Raw genomic sequence first — 16,358 nt, forward strand, 5'->3', positions numbered from 1 at the left:
GTGAGACAGTCCTCGGCTCAATGTGATATTCCGGACATGAAAAGCTGCTAATGTCGCCTCTTTCGGACCTGGATCCCAGCACTACCGCCGGAAGTGGCCTGAGCCGGCATCGACCCATTCATCCATGACAAGAAATCGCTTCGTTATGCGGCGCATCGCGACGACCCTGATCGTCGCCGGCATCATCGTCTCGCAGGCCGCCTACGCTCAGGTCACGCTCAATTTCGTGAATGCGGACATCGACCAGGTCGCCAAGGCGATCGGTGCCGCAACCGGCAAGACCATCATCGTCGACCCCCGCGTGAAGGGGCAGCTCAATTTAGTGGCCGAACGGCCGGTGCCGGAAGACCAGGCGCTGAAGACGCTGCAGTCGGCGCTGCGCATGCAGGGCTTCGCGCTCGTGCAGGATCACGGGGTGCTGAAGGTCGTGCCGGAAGCCGACGCGAAGCTGCAGGGCGTGCCGACCTATGTCGGCAATGCGCCGCAGGCCCGCGGCGACCAGGTCATCACGCAGGTGTTCGAGCTGCGCAACGAATCGGCGAACAACCTGCTGCCGGTGCTGCGGCCGCTGATCTCGCCGAACAACACGGTCACCGCCTACCCGGCGAACAATACGATCGTCGTCACCGACTACGCGGACAACGTGCGCCGCATCGCGCAGATCATCTCGGGCGTCGACAGCGCCGCGGGCGCGCAGGTCCAGGTCGTGCCGCTGCGCAACGCGAACGCGATCGACCTCGCCGCGCAGCTGCAGAAGATGCTCGACCCGGGCGCGATCGGCAACAGCGACGCGACGCTGAAGGTGTCGGTCACCGCCGACCCGCGCACCAACTCGCTGATGCTGCGCGCGTCGAGCGCGTCGCGCCTCGCGGCCGCGAAGCGCCTCGTGCAGCAGCTCGACGCGCCGAGCGCGGTGCCCGGCAACATGCACGTCGTGCCGCTGCGCAACGCCGACGCGGTGAAGCTCGCGAAGACGCTGCGCGGGATGCTCGGCAAGAGCAGCAGCGACAGCGGTTCGTCGGCGTCGTCCAACGACGCGAACAGCTTCAACCAGGGCGGCGGCTCGTCGCAGAGCGGCAACTTCTCGACCGGCACGTCGGGCACCCCGCCGCTGCCGTCGGGCGGCCTCGGCGGTTCGTCTTCGTCGTCGTACGGCGGTGGTTCGTCCAGCGGCGGCGGTCTCGGCACGGGCGGCCTGCTCGGCGGCGACAAGGACAAGAGCGGCGACGACAACCAGCCGGGCGGGATGATCCAGGCCGACGCGGCCACCAACTCGCTGATCATCACCGCGTCCGATCCCGTTTACCGCAACCTGCGCTCGGTGATCGACCAGCTCGACGCACGGCGCGCGCAGGTCTATATCGAAGCGCTGATCGTCGAGCTGAACTCGAATACGTCCGGCAACCTCGGCATCCAGTGGCAGATCGCCCAGGGCCAGTTTCTCGGCGGCACGAACTTCAGCGCCCCCGGTACGCCCAGCGGCAACATCCTCGGGGTGTCGGGCGCGGTTGCCGCCGGTGGTACGGCGGGGCTCGGCGCGCTGGGGCAGACGCTCCTGCCGGGCCTGAACGTCGGCTGGCTGCACAACATGTTCGGCGTGCAGGGCCTTGGCGCGCTGCTGAATTATTTCGCGGGCGTGAGCGACGCGAACGTGCTGTCGACGCCGAACCTCATCACGCTCGACAACGAAGAGGCGAAGATCGTCGTCGGCCAGAACGTGCCGATTCCGACGGGGTCGTATTCGAACCTGACGAGCGGCAACACGAACAACGCATTCAATACCTACGATCGCCGCGATGTCGGCCTCACGCTGCACGTGAAGCCGCAGATCACCGACGGCGGCATCCTGAAGCTGCAGCTCTACACCGAGGATTCGGCGGTCGTCACCAGCACGTTGACCGCCACGACCGGCCCGACGTTCACCAAGCGCTCGATCCAGTCGACGATCCTGGCGGACAACGGCGAAATCATCGTGCTCGGCGGCCTGATGCAGGACAACTACAACGTGTCGAACAGCAAGGTGCCGCTGCTGGGCGACATCCCGTGGATCGGCCAGCTGTTCCGCTCGGAATCGAAGAACCGACAGAAGACCAACCTGATGGTGTTCCTGCGCCCGGTGATCATCACCGACCGGCAGACCGCGCAGGCGGTGTCGGCGAACCGCTACGACTATATCCAGGGCGTCACGGGCTCGTATAAGTCTGACAACAACGTCATGCGTGACAAGGACGATCCGACCGTTCCGCCGATGCCGCTCGGCCCGAGCGAAGGCGGCTCGGCACTGAACCTGTTCGACCTGACGAAGATTCGCCGCCAGCAGCAGGGCCCGCAGCCGGCGCAGCAGGCGCAACCGGCCGTCCAGCCGCAAGCCGTGCCGCAGCAGCAGATGCAGCAACAGCCGCTGACGGTGCCGTCGGGAGCCTCGCAGTGACCGACGTGCTCGCGTCCTCCGCCCACGACGGCGCGCCGGGCGAACGGCAGCCGCCGTCGCCGCTCGCCGCGCGCCTGTTGCCGTACGGCTTTGCGAAGAGCGGCCAGGTGCTGATCGCGCACCAGCTCGACGACACGCTCGAGGTGTGGATCAGCGAACGCACGAACGATGCGGCGCTCGCCGAAATCGCGCGCAACTTCGGCTCGATCTCCGTGCATCGCGTGCCGGCCGACGAACTTGCGCAGGCGATCAACCAGGCCTACGCGCGCCAGGACGGCAGCGCGGCGCAGATCGTCGGCGAGGTCGAAGGCGAAGTCGACCTGTCGCGGCTGATGCAGGACATCCCCGAAGTCGAGGATCTGCTCGAATCGGAGGACGACGCGCCGATCATCCGGATGATCAACGCGCTGCTCACGCAAGCGGCGCGCGAACAGGCATCGGACATCCACATCGAGCCGTTCGAGAATGCATCGGTCGTGCGCTTTCGCGTCGACGGCACGCTGCGCGACGTCGTGCGCCCGAAGAAGGCGCTGCACGGCGCGCTGATCTCGCGGATCAAGATCATGGCGCAGCTCGACATCGCCGAGAAACGCCTGCCGCAGGACGGCCGCATCACGCTGCGCGTCGGCGGCCGGCCGGTCGACGTGCGCGTGTCGACGCTGCCGACCGGGCACGGCGAGCGCGCGGTGCTGCGTCTGCTGGAAAAGGATGCGCAGCGCCTGAACCTCGAAGCGCTCGGGATGGGCCGCGACACGCTCGTCCAGTTCGACAAGCTGATCGCCCGCCCGCACGGGATCGTGCTGGTGACGGGCCCGACCGGTTCGGGCAAGACGACGACGCTGTATGCGTCGATGTCGCGGCTCGAAACGGCGACGACCAACATCATGACCGTCGAGGATCCGATCGAATACGACCTGTCCGGCATCGGCCAGACGCAGGTGAACGAGCGGATCGGGATGACCTTCGCCCGCGCGCTGCGTTCGATCCTGCGCCAGGACCCGGACGTGATCATGATCGGCGAAATCCGCGACCTCGAAACCGCGCAGATCGCGGTGCAGGCGTCGCTCACGGGCCACCTCGTGCTCGCGACGCTGCACACCAACGATGCGGCGTCCGCCGTCACGCGCCTGACCGACATGGGCGTCGAGCCGTACCTGCTCGCGTCGTCGCTGCTCGGCGTGCTCGCGCAGCGCCTGGTGCGGCAGCTGTGCCCGGTCTGCAAGGAAGAGCGGCAGGAGGAAGGCCGCACCGTGTGGCATCCGGTCGGCTGCGACAAGTGCGGGCATTCGGGCTACACGGGCCGGCGCGGCGTATACGAACTGCTGGTGGTCGACGATTCGATCCGTACGCTGATCCACCGCAACGCGGCCGATGCGGAGATTCTCGCCGCGGGCCGCGCGGAAGGGATGCGCACGCTGCGCGACGACGCCGAGCGCTGGCTCGCGGCCGGTGCGACGTCGCTCGAGGAAGTGCTGCGCGTGACGGGAGGCGCATAGCGCGATGTCGGCATTCCGTTTCGAAGCAATCGATTCGGCCGGGCGCGCGCAGAAGGGCGTGATCGATGCCGACAGCGCGCGCGCCGCGCGCGGCCAGCTGCGCACGCAGGGGCTCACGCCGCTGGTGGTCGAGCCGGCCGCCAGCGCGAGCCGCGGTGCGCGCTCGCAGCGCCTCGCGTTCGGCCGCAAGCTGTCGCAGCGCGAGCAGGCGATCCTCACGCGCCAGCTCGCGAGCCTGCTGATCGCGGGGCTGCCGCTCGACGAGGCGCTCGGCGTGCTCACCGAGCAGGCCGAGCGCGACTACATCCGCGAACTGATGGCCTCGATCCGCGCGGAGGTGCTCGGCGGCCACTCGCTCGCGAATGCGCTGGGCCAGCATCCGCGCGACTTCCCGGAAATCTATCGCGCGCTCGTCGCGGCGGGCGAGCACACCGGCAAGCTCGGCATCGTGCTGTCGCGCCTGGCCGACTACATCGAACAGAGCAACGCGCTGAAGCAGAAGATCCTGCTCGCGTTTACGTATCCGGGGATCGTCACGCTGATCGCTTTCGGCATCGTCACGTTCCTGCTGAGCTACGTCGTGCCGCAGGTCGTCAACGTGTTCGCGAGCACGAAGCAGCAGTTGCCGATCCTCACGGTCGTGATGATGGCGCTGTCGGATTTCGTGCGGCACTGGTGGTGGGCGATCCTGATCGCGGCCGCGCTCGTCGTGTGGGTCGTGAAGGCGACGCTGTCGCGCGACGGGCCCAGGCTCGCGTTCGACCGCTGGGTGCTGACCGCGCCGCTCGCGGGCAAGCTCGTGCGGGGCTACAACACGGTGCGCTTCGCGAGCACGCTCGGCATCCTGACCGCGGCCGGCGTGCCGATCCTGCGCGCGCTGCAGGCGGCCGGCGAGACGCTGTCGAACCGCGCGATGCGCGCGAACATCGACGACGCGATCGTGCGCGTGCGCGAAGGCTCCGCGCTGTCGCGCGCGCTGAACAACGTGAAGACGTTTCCGCCGGTGCTCGTGCACCTGATCCGCTCCGGCGAGGCGACGGGCGACGTGACGACGATGCTGGATCGCGCGGCGGAAGGTGAGGCACGCGAGCTCGAACGCCGCACGATGTTCCTGACGAGCCTGCTCGAGCCGCTCTTGATCCTGGCGATGGGCGGGATCGTGCTCGTGATCGTGCTGGCCGTGATGCTGCCGATCATCGAGCTGAACAACATGGTGCAGTGACGGCCTGACCGCCGGTCAGGCCACCGCCGTTCAACGCATGTAGATCGCGGGCGACGGCGTGTTCGCGGGGAGCTGGACTTCGGCGCGCGCGCCGTTGCGGTCGACGATGATCGAGCGGTTGCGCACTTCGGCGAGCTTCGCGCCGGGCGCGAGCTCCGCGCCGAGCGACACGGCGCGCGGCGGCTCGCCGCCGATGCCGACGATCGCGGCGCCGCCATGATCGAGCGCGAGAATGCCGAACAGGTGGATGTCCTGCACGGGATTCTTGTCGAGCTGGCCGCCGAAGAGCGCGGCGGCGTCCTCGGTGCGGATCGGCAACCGCGCGGCGGCGGCGGGCAGCGGCGCTTCGCGGGCCGACAGCGTGACGACCCAGTAGGTGGCCGTCGCGCACAAACCCGCGAAGAGGGCTAGGGAGAGGATCCGGATCGAGAGCGCGTTCATGCGCGCTATTGTACGGATGTATATGAAATTTGCGTTGGGTGAAAGCCCTCGGCAGTGCGCGCCTTACAATGCGTGCTCCGCGCCCGGGGGAAACGGAAGCTGGCCGTCAGGCAAACGTCCGGAATGCGCCGGGTGCGTCACTTAATCGACGACATTTTTTGGAAGAGGTAGTCAGTCATGCAAACGTGGATCACTCGCCGTAATGCGGCCGTGCGCCGTCAGCGCGGTTTCACGCTGATCGAGATCATGGTGGTGGTCGCGATCCTCGGGATCCTGGCGGCACTGATCGTGCCGAAGATCATGAGCCGTCCCGACGAGGCGCGCCGTATCGCCGCGAAGCAGGACATCGGCACGATCATGCAGGCGCTCAAGCTGTACCGGCTCGACAACGGCCGCTATCCGACCCAGGAACAGGGCCTGAACGCGCTGATCCAGAAGCCGACCACCGATCCGATCCCGAACAACTGGAAGGACGGCGGCTATCTCGAGCGCCTGCCGAACGATCCGTGGGGCAACGGGTACAAGTACCTGAACCCGGGCGTGCACGGCGAGATCGACGTGTTCAGCTACGGCGCCGACGGCAAGGAAGGCGGCGAGAGCAACGACTCCGACATCGGTTCGTGGCAGTAAGCCTGCGCTGACCGTCCCGACGTTCTCCCCGTTCTTCACTCCATGCCCGCCCCTCGCACGCCCTTGCGCTCCGCTCGCGCTCGCCGCGACGGCCGCGTGCGGCGCGGCGCGGCCGTGACCGTGGCACGCGCACGCGGCTTCACGCTGCTCGAGATGCTGGTCGTGCTCGTGATCGCGGGCCTGCTGGTGTCGCTCGCGTCGCTGTCGCTGACGCGCAATCCGCGCACCGACCTGCGCGAGGAAGCGCAGCGCATCGCGCTGCTGTTCGAGACGGCCGGCGACGAAGCACAGGTGCGCGCGCGCCCGGTCGCGTGGCAGCCGACCGCGCACGGTTTCCGCTTCGACGTGAGCTCGCCCGACGGCTGGCACACGCTGCGCGACGACGTGCTGCGCCCGCGCGACTGGGACGGCGGCGTCACGGGCGCCGATATCGACTATCCCGGTTCGGACACGCGCGCGAGCCGCGTCGTGTTCGGCACGGAAAGCATCGACACGCCGGTGCGCGTGACGCTGCATTCGGCGGTGGGCAGCGCGACGATCGTCGGCACCGGCAACGGCCGCTACGAGGTGCAATGACGATGCGTCGTCGCCTGCCCTTTCCGGCCGCTTCCCGCCCCCCAAGGGGGCTCCCTTCGGGGCACCCCAGGCGTACTTCCTCCGGAGACCGGCCTGCGGCCGGCCTCGTCGGGGCGCGCGGCTTCACGATGATCGAGGTGCTGGTCGCGCTCGCGATCATCGCGGTCGCGCTCGCCGCGTCGATCCGCGCGGTCGGCACGATGGCGACCAATGCATCCGATCTCCACCGCCGGCTGCTCGCCGGCTGGAGTGCCGACAACGCGCTCGCGCAACTGCGCCTCACGCATGCGTGGCCGGAGGTCGGCGAACAGAGCTTCGACTGTTCGCAGGGCAACCTGCAGCTGGTCTGCACGCAGCGCGTGAGCACGACGCCGAACCCAGTGTTCCGGCGCGTGCAGATGTCGGTGAGCATGCCGGGGCGCGCCGGCGTGCTCGCGCAAATGGTGACGGTGGTCGCGAATGAAACCAGCCGTCCGCTCTGACGCGCCGATGCCGCGCCGGCCGCTGCGCGCCGCCGGCTCGCGCCGCGTGCGCGGCTTCACGCTGATCGAACTGATGATCGCGATCGCGATCCTCGCGGTGGTCGCGATCCTGTCGTGGCGCGGGCTCGACCAGATCATGCGCGGCCGTGACAAGGTCGCGGCCGCGATGGAAGACGAGCGCGTGTTCGCGCAGATGTTCGACCAGATGCGCATCGACGCGCGGCTCGCCGCGACCGACGACGAAGCCGGCCAGCCGGCGATCGGCGTCGCCGGCAACACGCTGCAAATCGTCCGCGAGCTCGACGTGCCGGGCGCCGCGCCGCGGCTGCAGGTGGTCCGCTACCGGATCGCCGGCGGGCGCGTCGTGCGCTATGCATCGCCGCCGCTCGACGACGCGAACCGCCTGCGCGACGTGCTGAAGGACAGCAGCGTTGACGGCTGGAGCTGGGTCGCGCTGATGGGCGGCGTCGGTGCGATCGACGCGAAGCTGTACGTGCCGCGCGTCGGCTGGACCACCAACCTGCAGACGGCCAACGACGCGCTCGCGCAGAACAACGATGCGCTGAAGGTGCCGCAGATCGGCAACGCGCCGCCGGCGCGCGCGGTGACGGGGCTGCAGGTCAGCATCGGCGCGACCTCGCTGCGCGTGCCCGTCACGCGCATCTTCCTCGTCGGGGAATGACGATGCGTGCGCGCCCTCACCGTACCCGGTTCGCCGCGCGTGGCGCCGCACGCGGCCGCCGCGAGCGCGGCGCGGCGATCATCACCGCGCTGCTCGTCGTCGCGCTGTCGGCGATCCTCGTGTCGGGGATGCTGTGGCGCCAGCAGGTGCAGATTCGCCGCATCGAGAACCAGCGCGTGATCGCGCAGGCGCAGTGGGTCGCGCGCGGCGCGCTCGACTGGACGCGCATGATCCTGCGCTCCGAGGGCGACACGGCGCCCGGCATCACCTATCTCGGCGGGATCTGGGCCGTGCCGATCGCGAAGACGAAGCTGTCGGATTTCCTCGGCCGGATCGGCGCGCCGAACGACAACGGCGGCGAAGACACCTACATCTCCGGATCGATCGAGGACGCGCAGGCCAAGTACAACCTGCGCAACCTCGTGTCGTCGCCGGCGCCCGGCGTGCTGCAGCTCAACGCGATGCAGCTCAAGGCGTTCCAGCGGCTGTTGACGACCCTCGGCTACGACGGCGCGCTCGCGAAGCGCATCGCGCTGCAGATGCGCGCGGGCCTGATGCACTCGGCGACGCGTTTCCAGACGCCGACGCTGCCCGGCGCCGGAACGGCCGCGACCGCGCCGGTGCCCGGCGGCGACACGGCCGGCAACTTCACCGACGAGCCGGGGATGTCCGACAGCGACCGCGGGCCCGCGCCGCTCGTGATGACCGGCGTCGACAGCCTGCTCGACGTCGACGGCGTCACGCCCGAAATGGTCGCGCGGCTGCGCCCGTTCGTCACCGTGCTGCCGACCACGACGCCGGTGAACATGAACACCGCGCCGGCCGAGGTGATCGCGGCGCTGATGCCGGGGATGAGCGTGTCGTCCGCGCAGGCGCTCGTCGCGCGGCGCGAGACCGTGTTTTTCCGCAACGTCGGCGACGTGCAGCTCGCGCTGCGCGGTGCCGGCGCGCCGAACGTGACGATCGACTCGAGCCTCGTCGACGTCAATTCCAGTTACTTCATCGTGCATGGCCGGATTCAGCACGATCGCGCGGAGGTCGATCGCACCTCGCTCGTGTATCGTGATCCGACCACGCACTCGACGCGGGTCGTGCGCATCCGCGACCAGCTATAACGACGCCATCCGGGAGAGGAGCTCTTGAGCACGCTGATTGTTTCTTTGCCGCCGCGCGAGCCGGCCGTGCCGTTGCAGGAATGGCAGTGGCCCGAGCTGCCGTTCACGCTCGTGGACAAGGCCGGCCAGGTGCAGCGCGCGGGCCGCGCCGCGCTCGCGCTGCTGCCGCGCGCGAACGCGACGGTGCTGATCGTCGCCGCGCGCGACGTGCTGCTGCTGGCCGCGACCGTGCCGCCGCTCAAGGGGCCGAAGCTGCGCCAGGCGCTGCCGAACATCGTCGAGGATCAGCTGATCCAGGATCCGCTCGGCTGCCATGTCGCGCTCGATCCGGTCGCGCTGCCCGACGGCCGTCGCGTGCTGGCCGTCGTCGACCGCGCGTGGTTCCGCGCGATCTGCGATGCGTTCACCGCGGCCGGCCACCGGCACCTGAGCGCGGTGCCCGCGACGCGCTGCCTGCCCGCGCCGCGCGCGCCGGCGTCGGAAGCTGCACCGGATGCGCATGCCGACGGTGAGGCCACCCAAGCCGACGCGCTCACGGATGCGGTCGAGCCGCCTGCGCGCCCGACCGCGGTCGCCGCGGTGCTCGGCCTCACGACGGCGATCGAGCCGGTGCTCGTGGAAGCCGGCGCGCAGCCGGCCGCGGCCGGTGCGCCGCGTCTCGAGTTCGCGGTCGCGCGCGGCGCGCTCGGCGAAGGGTTCGCGGCGCCTGCGTCGCGCGCGGCCGGCACGCTCGCCGCGCTCGCGGGCGGCGGCGACGTCGAACTGTACGAACTCGGCGAACCGGGCGCGGAGCCGCGCCTCGCGTCGGTCGGACGCGCCGACGGCCCGCTGCTGCCGGGCGCGCAACCGCTGCCGTTCGATGCGTTCGCGCGGCGTGCGCTGACCGAGCGCTTCGATCTGTGCCAGTTCGAATTCGAATCGCAGCCGTGGCGCTTCGACCGCGCGACGCTGAAGCGCCTGCGCGTGCCGATCGCACTCGCCGCGGCCACGCTCGGCGTCGCGGTGATCGGGATGAACCTGCACTGGTGGAAGCTGTCGCGCGAGCGCGACGCGCTGTCCGCGCAGATCACCGAGACGCTGCTGTCTGCCTTCCCCAAGACGACGACGGTGCTCGATCCGCCCGCGCAGATGCAGCGTCAGCTCGACCAGCTGCGCCTCGCGGCGGGCGAGCTGTCGCCGAACGATTTCCTCGCGCTGTCGAGCGGGCTGTCGCGTTCGATGGGCGCGCTGCCGCTGAACGGTATCGCGTCGCTCGATTATCACGACCGGCGGCTCGACGTCGGCTTCAAGCCGGAGGTCAAGGTCGACCCCGATTTCCCGCAGCGTCTCGCGCGCAACGGGCTGGCCGGCGAAGTCGACAGCAGCACCGGCAAATGGACGATCCGGAGCCGCTCATGAAGACGGAACAACTGACCCAGACGCTGGCCCAGTTCTGGGGCGAGCGCACGCCGCGCGAGCGGACGCTGCTCGGCTGGGGCGGCGCCGTGCTGGCCGTCGCGATCGCGTATTCGGTGCTGTGGTCGCCCGCGGAGGAAGGCCGCGCGCGGATCCGGCGCGAGCTCCCGACGATGCGCCAGGAACTCGCGCAGATGACCGCGCAGGCCAACGAGGCGAAGTCGTTGACGGCCGCCGCGCAAGGCGTCGCGCCGACCGGTCTTGCGCTGAAGGACGCGCTCACCGCGTCGCTGTCCGATCACGGGCTGCAGGGCGCGCAGGTGCAGGTCGTCGGCAACGGTGTGCAGATCCAGATGAAGAACGCCTCGTTTCCGGTGTGGACGCAGTGGCTCGACGACGCGCGCCGGCAGTTCAAGGTGCAGGTCGGCGAAGCGCACGTGACCGGACTGAAGGAAGACGGCCAGGTCGACCTGACGGCCGTGATGCAACCCTCGACGCAGAAATGACGCAGTGGATGAAACCAGCGACGGTCGGCCGATGAGGCCAGGGATCAGGCGGCTCGCCGCCGCATTGCCGTGGGTGGTGGCAGGCGGGTTCGCGACGGCGCTGACGCTCGTCGCGCTCGCGCCGGCCGCGTGGATCGCGCCGCAGTTCGCGCGCGCGAGCGGCGGCCACGTGAACCTCGTCGATCCGGACGGATCGCTGTGGCACGGGTCGGGCACGCTGATGCTCGCACCGGGCGCGGACCAGAGCGCGGCAACGCTGCTGCCGGGGCGGGTCGAATGGACCACGGGCTTCTGGCCGCTCCTGAGCGGGCGCGTGCGGATGCGCATGCGGCAGACCGAGGCGATGCCCGACGCCGTCACGCTCGACGCGACGTGGCGCGGCGCCGTGCTGTCGGCGGGCACGATGGCCGTGCCCGCGTCGCTGCTTGCCGGGCTCGGCACGCCGTTCAACACGCTCGACCTGCAGGGCGACGTGCGGCTCGGCTGGACCGACTGGCGGATGATCGGCAACAGCGCGTTCGGCCAGCTGACGGTGACGATCGATTCGATGAGTTCGCGCGTGTCGCGCGTGAAGCCGCTCGGGTCGTATCGCGCAGTGCTGCAGGCGAAGGGCTCGGGCGCCGATCTCGACCTGTCGACGACGCAGGGCCCGCTGTTCCTCGACGGACACGGCAGCTTCGGCCCCGGCCAGGGTTCGTTTCGCGGCACCGCGCATGCGGCGCCCGAGCAGCAGGCGAACCTCGCGGGGCTGCTGAACCTGCTCGGCCATCCGATCGGCAACAACGAAGTGTCGCTGATCTTCGGCGACGCGACGCGCTGACGCGCGCGCCACCCTCTCCTTTCCGTCTTACTTCTGCGCGAGCGGCACGGCGGCCGACGGTGCGGTCGCGGCCGGCGCCGCCGCACCGGATGCCGGCGCCGGCGCCGCCATGTCGCCCGTTTCGCGTGCGATGTCCGACGCATCCCAGCCGCCGCCGAGCGCCTTCACGAGCCCGACCGACGACACCATCCGCTGGCCTGCGATCGTCGCGAGCTTCTGCTGCGCGGTGAACGCGGTGGTCTGCGCGGTCAGCACGTTCAGGTAGGCGACCGTGCCGGCCTTGTACTGGTTCGTGACGATCGCGAGCGCGTGCTGGGCGCTGTCGACGGCCTGCCGCTGCACGTCGACTTCCTGAGCGAGGATGCGCTGCGACGCGAGGTTGTCCTCGACGTCCTGGAACGCCGTGAGCACCGCGAGGCGGTACGCGGCGACGTCCTGGTCGTAGGTCGCGCGCGCGGCATCCGTTTGCGCGGCGCGCAGGCCGGCGTCGAACAGCGTCGCCGCGAGCTGCGGGCCGACCGTCCAGAACCGCGCGGGCAGCGTGAACAGTTGCGACCACACCGAGCTCTGGAAGCCGCCGGTGGCCGACAGGGTGAGCGTCGGGAAGAACGCGGCGATCGCGACGCCGATCTGCTCGTTCGCGGCCGCCGCGCGGCGCTCGGCCGCCGCGATGTCGGGCCGGCGCTCGAGCAGCGCGGACGGCACGTCGACCGGCGTGATCGGCGGCTCCGCCGCGAGCGGGTTCGGCGCCAGCGAGAACGTCGATGCCGGTTCGCCGATCAGTGTCGCGATCGCATGCTCGTACTGCGCGCGCGCGACGCCGTTGTCGATCGACGCGGCCTGCGCGCTCTGCAGCTGCGTCTGCGCCTGGATCACGTCCGCGCGCGCGGCGACGCCCTGCGCGTACTGGTTCTGCGTGAGCTTCAGCGATTCGCCGTACGACTTCACGGTGTCGTCGAGCAGCTTCTGCAGCGCGTCGGACGTGCGCAGCTGGAAGTAGGTCTGCGCGAGCAGCGCCTGCTGCGAGAGCCGCGCGTTCGCGAGATCGGCCGCGGCGGCCGCTTCGCCGGCGCGCTGCGCGCTGACGGTGCGGCTCACCTTGCCCCACAGGTCGGGTTCCCAGCTCGCGTCGAGGCCGACGCTGTAGCTGTTGCTGATCGACGAACTGCTGCCGAAGCTCGACGAAGACGACGTACGCCCCGTCCGGGAGCGCGAGCCCGAGGCGGTCAGCCCGACGGTCGGGAAGTACGCGGCACGCGCTTCGGCGACGAGCGCGCGGGCCTGCCGGTACGCGGCGGCCGATTGCGCGATGGTCTGGTTCGATGCGTTGAGCTTGCCGACCAGCGCGTCGAGCTGCGGGTCGTTGTAGACGCTCCACCACGGACCGCGGTCGGCGCGGTCGGCGGGCTGCGCGACTTTCCAGCCGGCCGGCGCTTCCTTGAAGGCGGCGGGGATCGACGTGTCGGGCCGGTGATAGTCGGGCCCGACGGCGCAGCCGGCGAGCAGCACGGCCGTCGCGACGGCGACGGCGGCGCTCAGCGGGCGAAGGGCGCGCGGGAGGGGAGCGTACGGCATGGTGGTTTTCCTGTCGGGATGCTGCGGCCGGCGAGCGGCGTCGCGCGATGCGGTCGTCGTGCCGCTGGCGGACAAATGGTAACTGACGGCGGGAAAGCCGCGCAGCCCTAAGGGTACGGTGCGCGGCGGCACGAATGTGTTACCGGCGCGGCCGGCCGGTTTACCGGTCATTACGGATCGCTTGCGCTCGAGGCAGGCGACGAATGCGGCGCAGACGAAGCCGGGCCGCGGGGTGCGGCCGGCATTCGGTCGGGATGACGGGAGCCGGCGGTGTCAGTGACAGCGCGCGGGCACCGGGACGGGATCGGCGGCGGACCGCCATGTCGACGGCTCCGTGGCCGCCGGCCGGCTCGTGCGGCGGGCGGCGCCCTTCGCGTTGCGCTGCCGGCGGTGATCGAACCAGGCAAACCCGAGCGCCGCGAGCGACCCGCCCGGCACCACCAGCATCGTCACGTACAGCGCGATCTTCCAGCCGCGGTGCGGCCCGGAGAACACATGATGAGCGGTATCGGTCAGGTTGCGGCGCAGCGCGCCGGCGGCATTTTTCAGGAACAGCATTGCGAACATCCTCGGGTGCCCGGCAGCGCGGGCTGAGCGGTCAGAACATCGTCTCCGGCAGTGCGGCATGCACGTCGTAACTGGTTGCCTGAAATAATATTGACTAAGCAATCATTTTTCAAGATACTGGGCGCGTTTTGACCTGAAACGCACTGTTGCTGCGCGCGCAATTCGCATGAACGGCGGCCTCTACGATCCCGACACCATCGCACTGGAAACGAGCCTCGGTTATTACCTGACCAAGGCCCGGCAGGCGCTCGTCGAGCGAATGGACCGCGCACTCGAGCCGTACGACCTCACCGCGCAGCAGATCGGCGTGATCCTGCTGCTGTCGCGCGGTTATGCGCGCACGCCGTTCGAGCTGTCGCGCAAGATGTCGTACGACAGCGGTTCGATGACCCGGATGCTCGACCGCCTCGAGCGCAAGGGCCTGGTCGCGCGCTCGCGCAGCGAACAGGACCGCCGCGTGATCGAGCTGACGCTGACCGAGCGCGGCGCCGACGCGGCCCGCGCGCTGCCGTCGCTGATCGCGACCGCGTTGAACGCGCAGCTCGCCGGTTTCTCGGCCGACGAACTCGCGCTGCTCACCGGCCTGCTGCAGCGGTTCATCGCCAACGGGCCCGGCGACGGCGGCTGCCCGAAGCCCGACGAACCGGATTGCTGAGCGCGGGAGGCCCGATGTCTAGGTTAAGCATTCGCTTATTTCTCTGTCTGGGCAGAAGATGACGAGGCACGTGCTCCATCTCTCCCCTCACCCGTTCCACCCGTCCGGGCCGCGCGATAGGGTGCGCCCGTGTGTTGTGCCGGCGCGCTGCGCGCGTCGCGTCTAGGAGATTCCGATGTCCGCCACCACGGCATCCGCCGCGCCACCTGCCGCCCAACCCGCGCCGCTCACCGGCGGCGCGCTCGCGCTCCTCACCGTCGGGCTCGCGCTCGGCACCTTCATGGAAGTGCTCGACACGTCGATCGCGAACGTCGCGGTGCCGACCATCTCGGGCAGCCTCGGCGTCGCGACGAGCGAAGGCACGTGGGTGATCTCGTCGTATTCGGTCGCGTCCGCGATCGCGGTGCCGCTGACCGGCTGGCTCGCACGGCGGGTCGGCGAGGTGCGCCTGTTCACGCTGTCGGTGCTCGCGTTCACGATCGCGTCGGCGCTGTGCGGCCTCGCGGAGAACTTCGAGACGCTGATCGCGTTCCGGCTGCTGCAGGGCCTCGTGTCCGGGCCGATGGTGCCGCTGTCGCAGACGATCCTGATGCGCAGCTATCCGCCCGCGAAGCGCGGGCTCGCGCTCGGGCTATGGGCGATGACGGTGATCGTCGCGCCGATCTTCGGCCCGTTGCTGGGCGGCTGGATCAGCGACAACTACACGTGGCCGTGGATCTTCTACATCAACCTGCCGATCGGGATCTTCTCGGCGGCCTGCGCATACTTCCTGCTGCGCGGCCGCGAGACGAAGACGACGAAGCAGCGGATCGACGCGATCGGCCTCGCGCTGCTCGTGATCGGCGTATCGTGCCTGCAGATGATGCTGGACCTCGGCAAGGACCGCGACTGGTTCAACTCGAGCTTCATCGTCGCGCTCGCGCTGATCGCGGTCGTGTCGCTCGCGTTCATGCTCGTGTGGGAGGCGACCGAGAAGGAACCGGTGGTCGACCTGTCGCTGTTCAAGGACCGCAACTTCGCGCTCGGCGCGCTGATCATCTCGTTCGGCTTCATGGCGTTCTTCGGCTCGGTCGTGATCTTCCCGCTGTGGCTGCAGACGGTGATGGGCTACACGGCCGGCAAGGCCGGCCTCGCGACCGCGCCGGTCGGGCTGCTCGCGCTGGTGCTGTCGCCGCTGATCGGGCGCAACATGCACCGGCTCGACCTGCGGATGGTCGCGAGCTTCGCGTTCATCGTGTTCGCGGGTGTATCGGTCTGGAATTCGACGTTCACGCTCGACGTGCCGTTCAACCACGTGATCCTGCCGCGGCTCGTGCAGGGGATCGGCGTCGCCTGCTTCTTCGTGCCGATGACGACGATCACGCTGTCGAGCATCTCCGACGAGCGGCTCGCGAGCGCGTCCGGGCTGTCGAACTTCCTGCGCACGCTGTCGGGCGCGATCGGCACCGCGGCCAGCTCGACGTTCTGGGAGAACGATGCGATCTATCACCACGCGCGGCTGTCGGAATCGGTGAGCATCTACGCGCAGAGCACGACCGACTACCAGGGCGCGCTCGCGCAGCTCGGGATCGTCGGGCAGACGGCCAACGCGCAGCTCAACCAGCTCGTCACGCAGCAGGGCTTCATGATGGCGACCAACGACTTCTTCCATCTGTCGGCGGGCGTGTTCATCGCACTCGCGGCGCTTGTGTGGATCACGAAGCCGAGGAAAGGCGCGGGGCCGGCGATGGGGCATTGAACGCGCGGCGGGCCGCGCCGGCCTCCG

At 69.6% G+C, this 16,358-nt stretch carries 16 protein-coding genes; 13 read left to right on the top strand and 3 right to left on the bottom strand.

Annotated elements, in window-relative coordinates; all coding sequences use genetic code 11:
* Positions 1-124: 124 nt before the first annotated feature.
* The 3 genes from gspD to gspF are packed head-to-tail and all read left to right on the top strand — an operon-like array spanning position 125 to position 5,149.
* On the top strand, positions 125-2,431 hold the full coding sequence (gene gspD / locus DIE04_RS13360) for a type II secretion system secretin GspD (protein ID WP_124486805.1): 2,307 nt from the start codon (positions 125-127) through the stop codon (positions 2,429-2,431).
* Positions 2,428-3,927 (top strand): type II secretion system ATPase GspE, encoded by a 1,500-nt coding sequence (gene gspE, locus DIE04_RS13365; protein WP_124486804.1) that lies wholly within the window; start codon positions 2,428-2,430, stop codon positions 3,925-3,927. The genes gspD and gspE overlap by 4 nt, the downstream gene beginning before the upstream one ends.
* A gap of 4 nt (positions 3,928-3,931) precedes the next feature.
* Positions 3,932-5,149, top strand: coding sequence for a type II secretion system inner membrane protein GspF (gene gspF / locus DIE04_RS13370; protein ID WP_124486803.1), 1,218 nt, complete (start codon positions 3,932-3,934; stop codon positions 5,147-5,149).
* 30 nt (positions 5,150-5,179) lie between these two features.
* Here the strand turns inward: gspF and DIE04_RS13375 are convergent, their stop codons facing one another.
* On the bottom strand, positions 5,180-5,590 hold the full coding sequence (locus DIE04_RS13375; RefSeq protein WP_044845208.1) for a hypothetical protein: 411 nt from the start codon (positions 5,588-5,590) through the stop codon (positions 5,180-5,182).
* A 177-nt stretch (positions 5,591-5,767) separates the two neighbouring features.
* Between DIE04_RS13375 and gspG the strand changes: the two genes are divergently transcribed.
* The 8 genes from gspG to DIE04_RS13415 are packed head-to-tail and all read left to right on the top strand — an operon-like array spanning position 5,768 to position 11,796.
* Positions 5,768-6,220, top strand: a complete 453-nt coding sequence (gspG, locus tag DIE04_RS13380) for a type II secretion system major pseudopilin GspG (RefSeq protein WP_027783126.1) — start codon at positions 5,768-5,770, stop codon at positions 6,218-6,220.
* Between the two features lie 42 nt (positions 6,221-6,262).
* Positions 6,263-6,796, top strand: coding sequence for a GspH/FimT family pseudopilin (locus DIE04_RS13385; protein ID WP_124520436.1), 534 nt, complete (start codon positions 6,263-6,265; stop codon positions 6,794-6,796).
* 2 nt (positions 6,797-6,798) lie between these two features.
* A complete protein-coding gene (gspI, locus tag DIE04_RS13390) occupies positions 6,799-7,278 on the top strand; it encodes a type II secretion system minor pseudopilin GspI (RefSeq protein WP_409333448.1) in 480 nt (159 codons plus the stop codon).
* Entirely contained in the window at positions 7,256-7,960 is a 705-nt protein-coding gene (locus tag DIE04_RS13395) for a type II secretion system protein J (protein ID WP_124486801.1), read from the top strand. The genes gspI and DIE04_RS13395 overlap by 23 nt, the downstream gene beginning before the upstream one ends.
* Positions 7,961-7,962: 2 nt before the next feature.
* Entirely contained in the window at positions 7,963-9,075 is a 1,113-nt protein-coding gene (gene gspK / locus DIE04_RS13400; RefSeq protein WP_124520435.1) for a type II secretion system minor pseudopilin GspK, read from the top strand.
* A gap of 24 nt (positions 9,076-9,099) precedes the next feature.
* Positions 9,100-10,473 carry a type II secretion system protein GspL gene (gene gspL / locus DIE04_RS13405; protein ID WP_124520434.1) on the top strand — a complete coding sequence of 458 codons (1,374 nt, stop codon included), beginning with the start codon at positions 9,100-9,102 and terminating at the stop codon, positions 10,471-10,473.
* On the top strand, positions 10,470-10,976 hold the full coding sequence (gene gspM / locus DIE04_RS13410; RefSeq protein ID WP_124486798.1) for a type II secretion system protein GspM: 507 nt from the start codon (positions 10,470-10,472) through the stop codon (positions 10,974-10,976). Before gspL ends, gspM begins: the two co-directional genes overlap by 4 nt.
* Before the next feature lie 31 nt (positions 10,977-11,007).
* On the top strand, positions 11,008-11,796 hold the full coding sequence (locus DIE04_RS13415; protein ID WP_124520509.1) for a type II secretion system protein N: 789 nt from the start codon (positions 11,008-11,010) through the stop codon (positions 11,794-11,796).
* A gap of 27 nt (positions 11,797-11,823) precedes the next feature.
* On the opposite strand, the gene DIE04_RS13420 is transcribed toward DIE04_RS13415, so the two are convergent.
* The gene (locus DIE04_RS13420; RefSeq protein WP_124520433.1) at positions 11,824-13,371 is read right to left on the bottom strand and encodes an efflux transporter outer membrane subunit; all 1,548 of its coding nucleotides are present in this window, start codon (positions 13,369-13,371) and stop codon (positions 11,824-11,826) included.
* Positions 13,372-13,644: 273 nt separating this feature from the next.
* Positions 13,645-13,929 carry a multidrug ABC transporter ATPase gene (locus DIE04_RS13425; protein ID WP_082088525.1) on the bottom strand — a complete coding sequence of 95 codons (285 nt, stop codon included), beginning with the start codon at positions 13,927-13,929 and terminating at the stop codon, positions 13,645-13,647.
* A gap of 175 nt (positions 13,930-14,104) precedes the next feature.
* Here DIE04_RS13425 and DIE04_RS13430 point away from each other — a divergent pair, with 175 nt between their 5' ends.
* On the top strand, positions 14,105-14,593 hold the full coding sequence (locus tag DIE04_RS13430) for a MarR family winged helix-turn-helix transcriptional regulator (RefSeq protein ID WP_124520432.1): 489 nt from the start codon (positions 14,105-14,107) through the stop codon (positions 14,591-14,593).
* Between the two features lie 175 nt (positions 14,594-14,768).
* The gene (locus DIE04_RS13435; RefSeq protein WP_124486794.1) at positions 14,769-16,331 is read left to right on the top strand and encodes a DHA2 family efflux MFS transporter permease subunit; all 1,563 of its coding nucleotides are present in this window, start codon (positions 14,769-14,771) and stop codon (positions 16,329-16,331) included.
* The last annotated feature ends 27 nt before the right edge of the window (positions 16,332-16,358 follow it).

This window comes from Burkholderia sp. Bp8994 (genome assembly GCF_003853805.1).
Classification (GTDB): domain Bacteria; phylum Pseudomonadota; class Gammaproteobacteria; order Burkholderiales; family Burkholderiaceae; genus Burkholderia.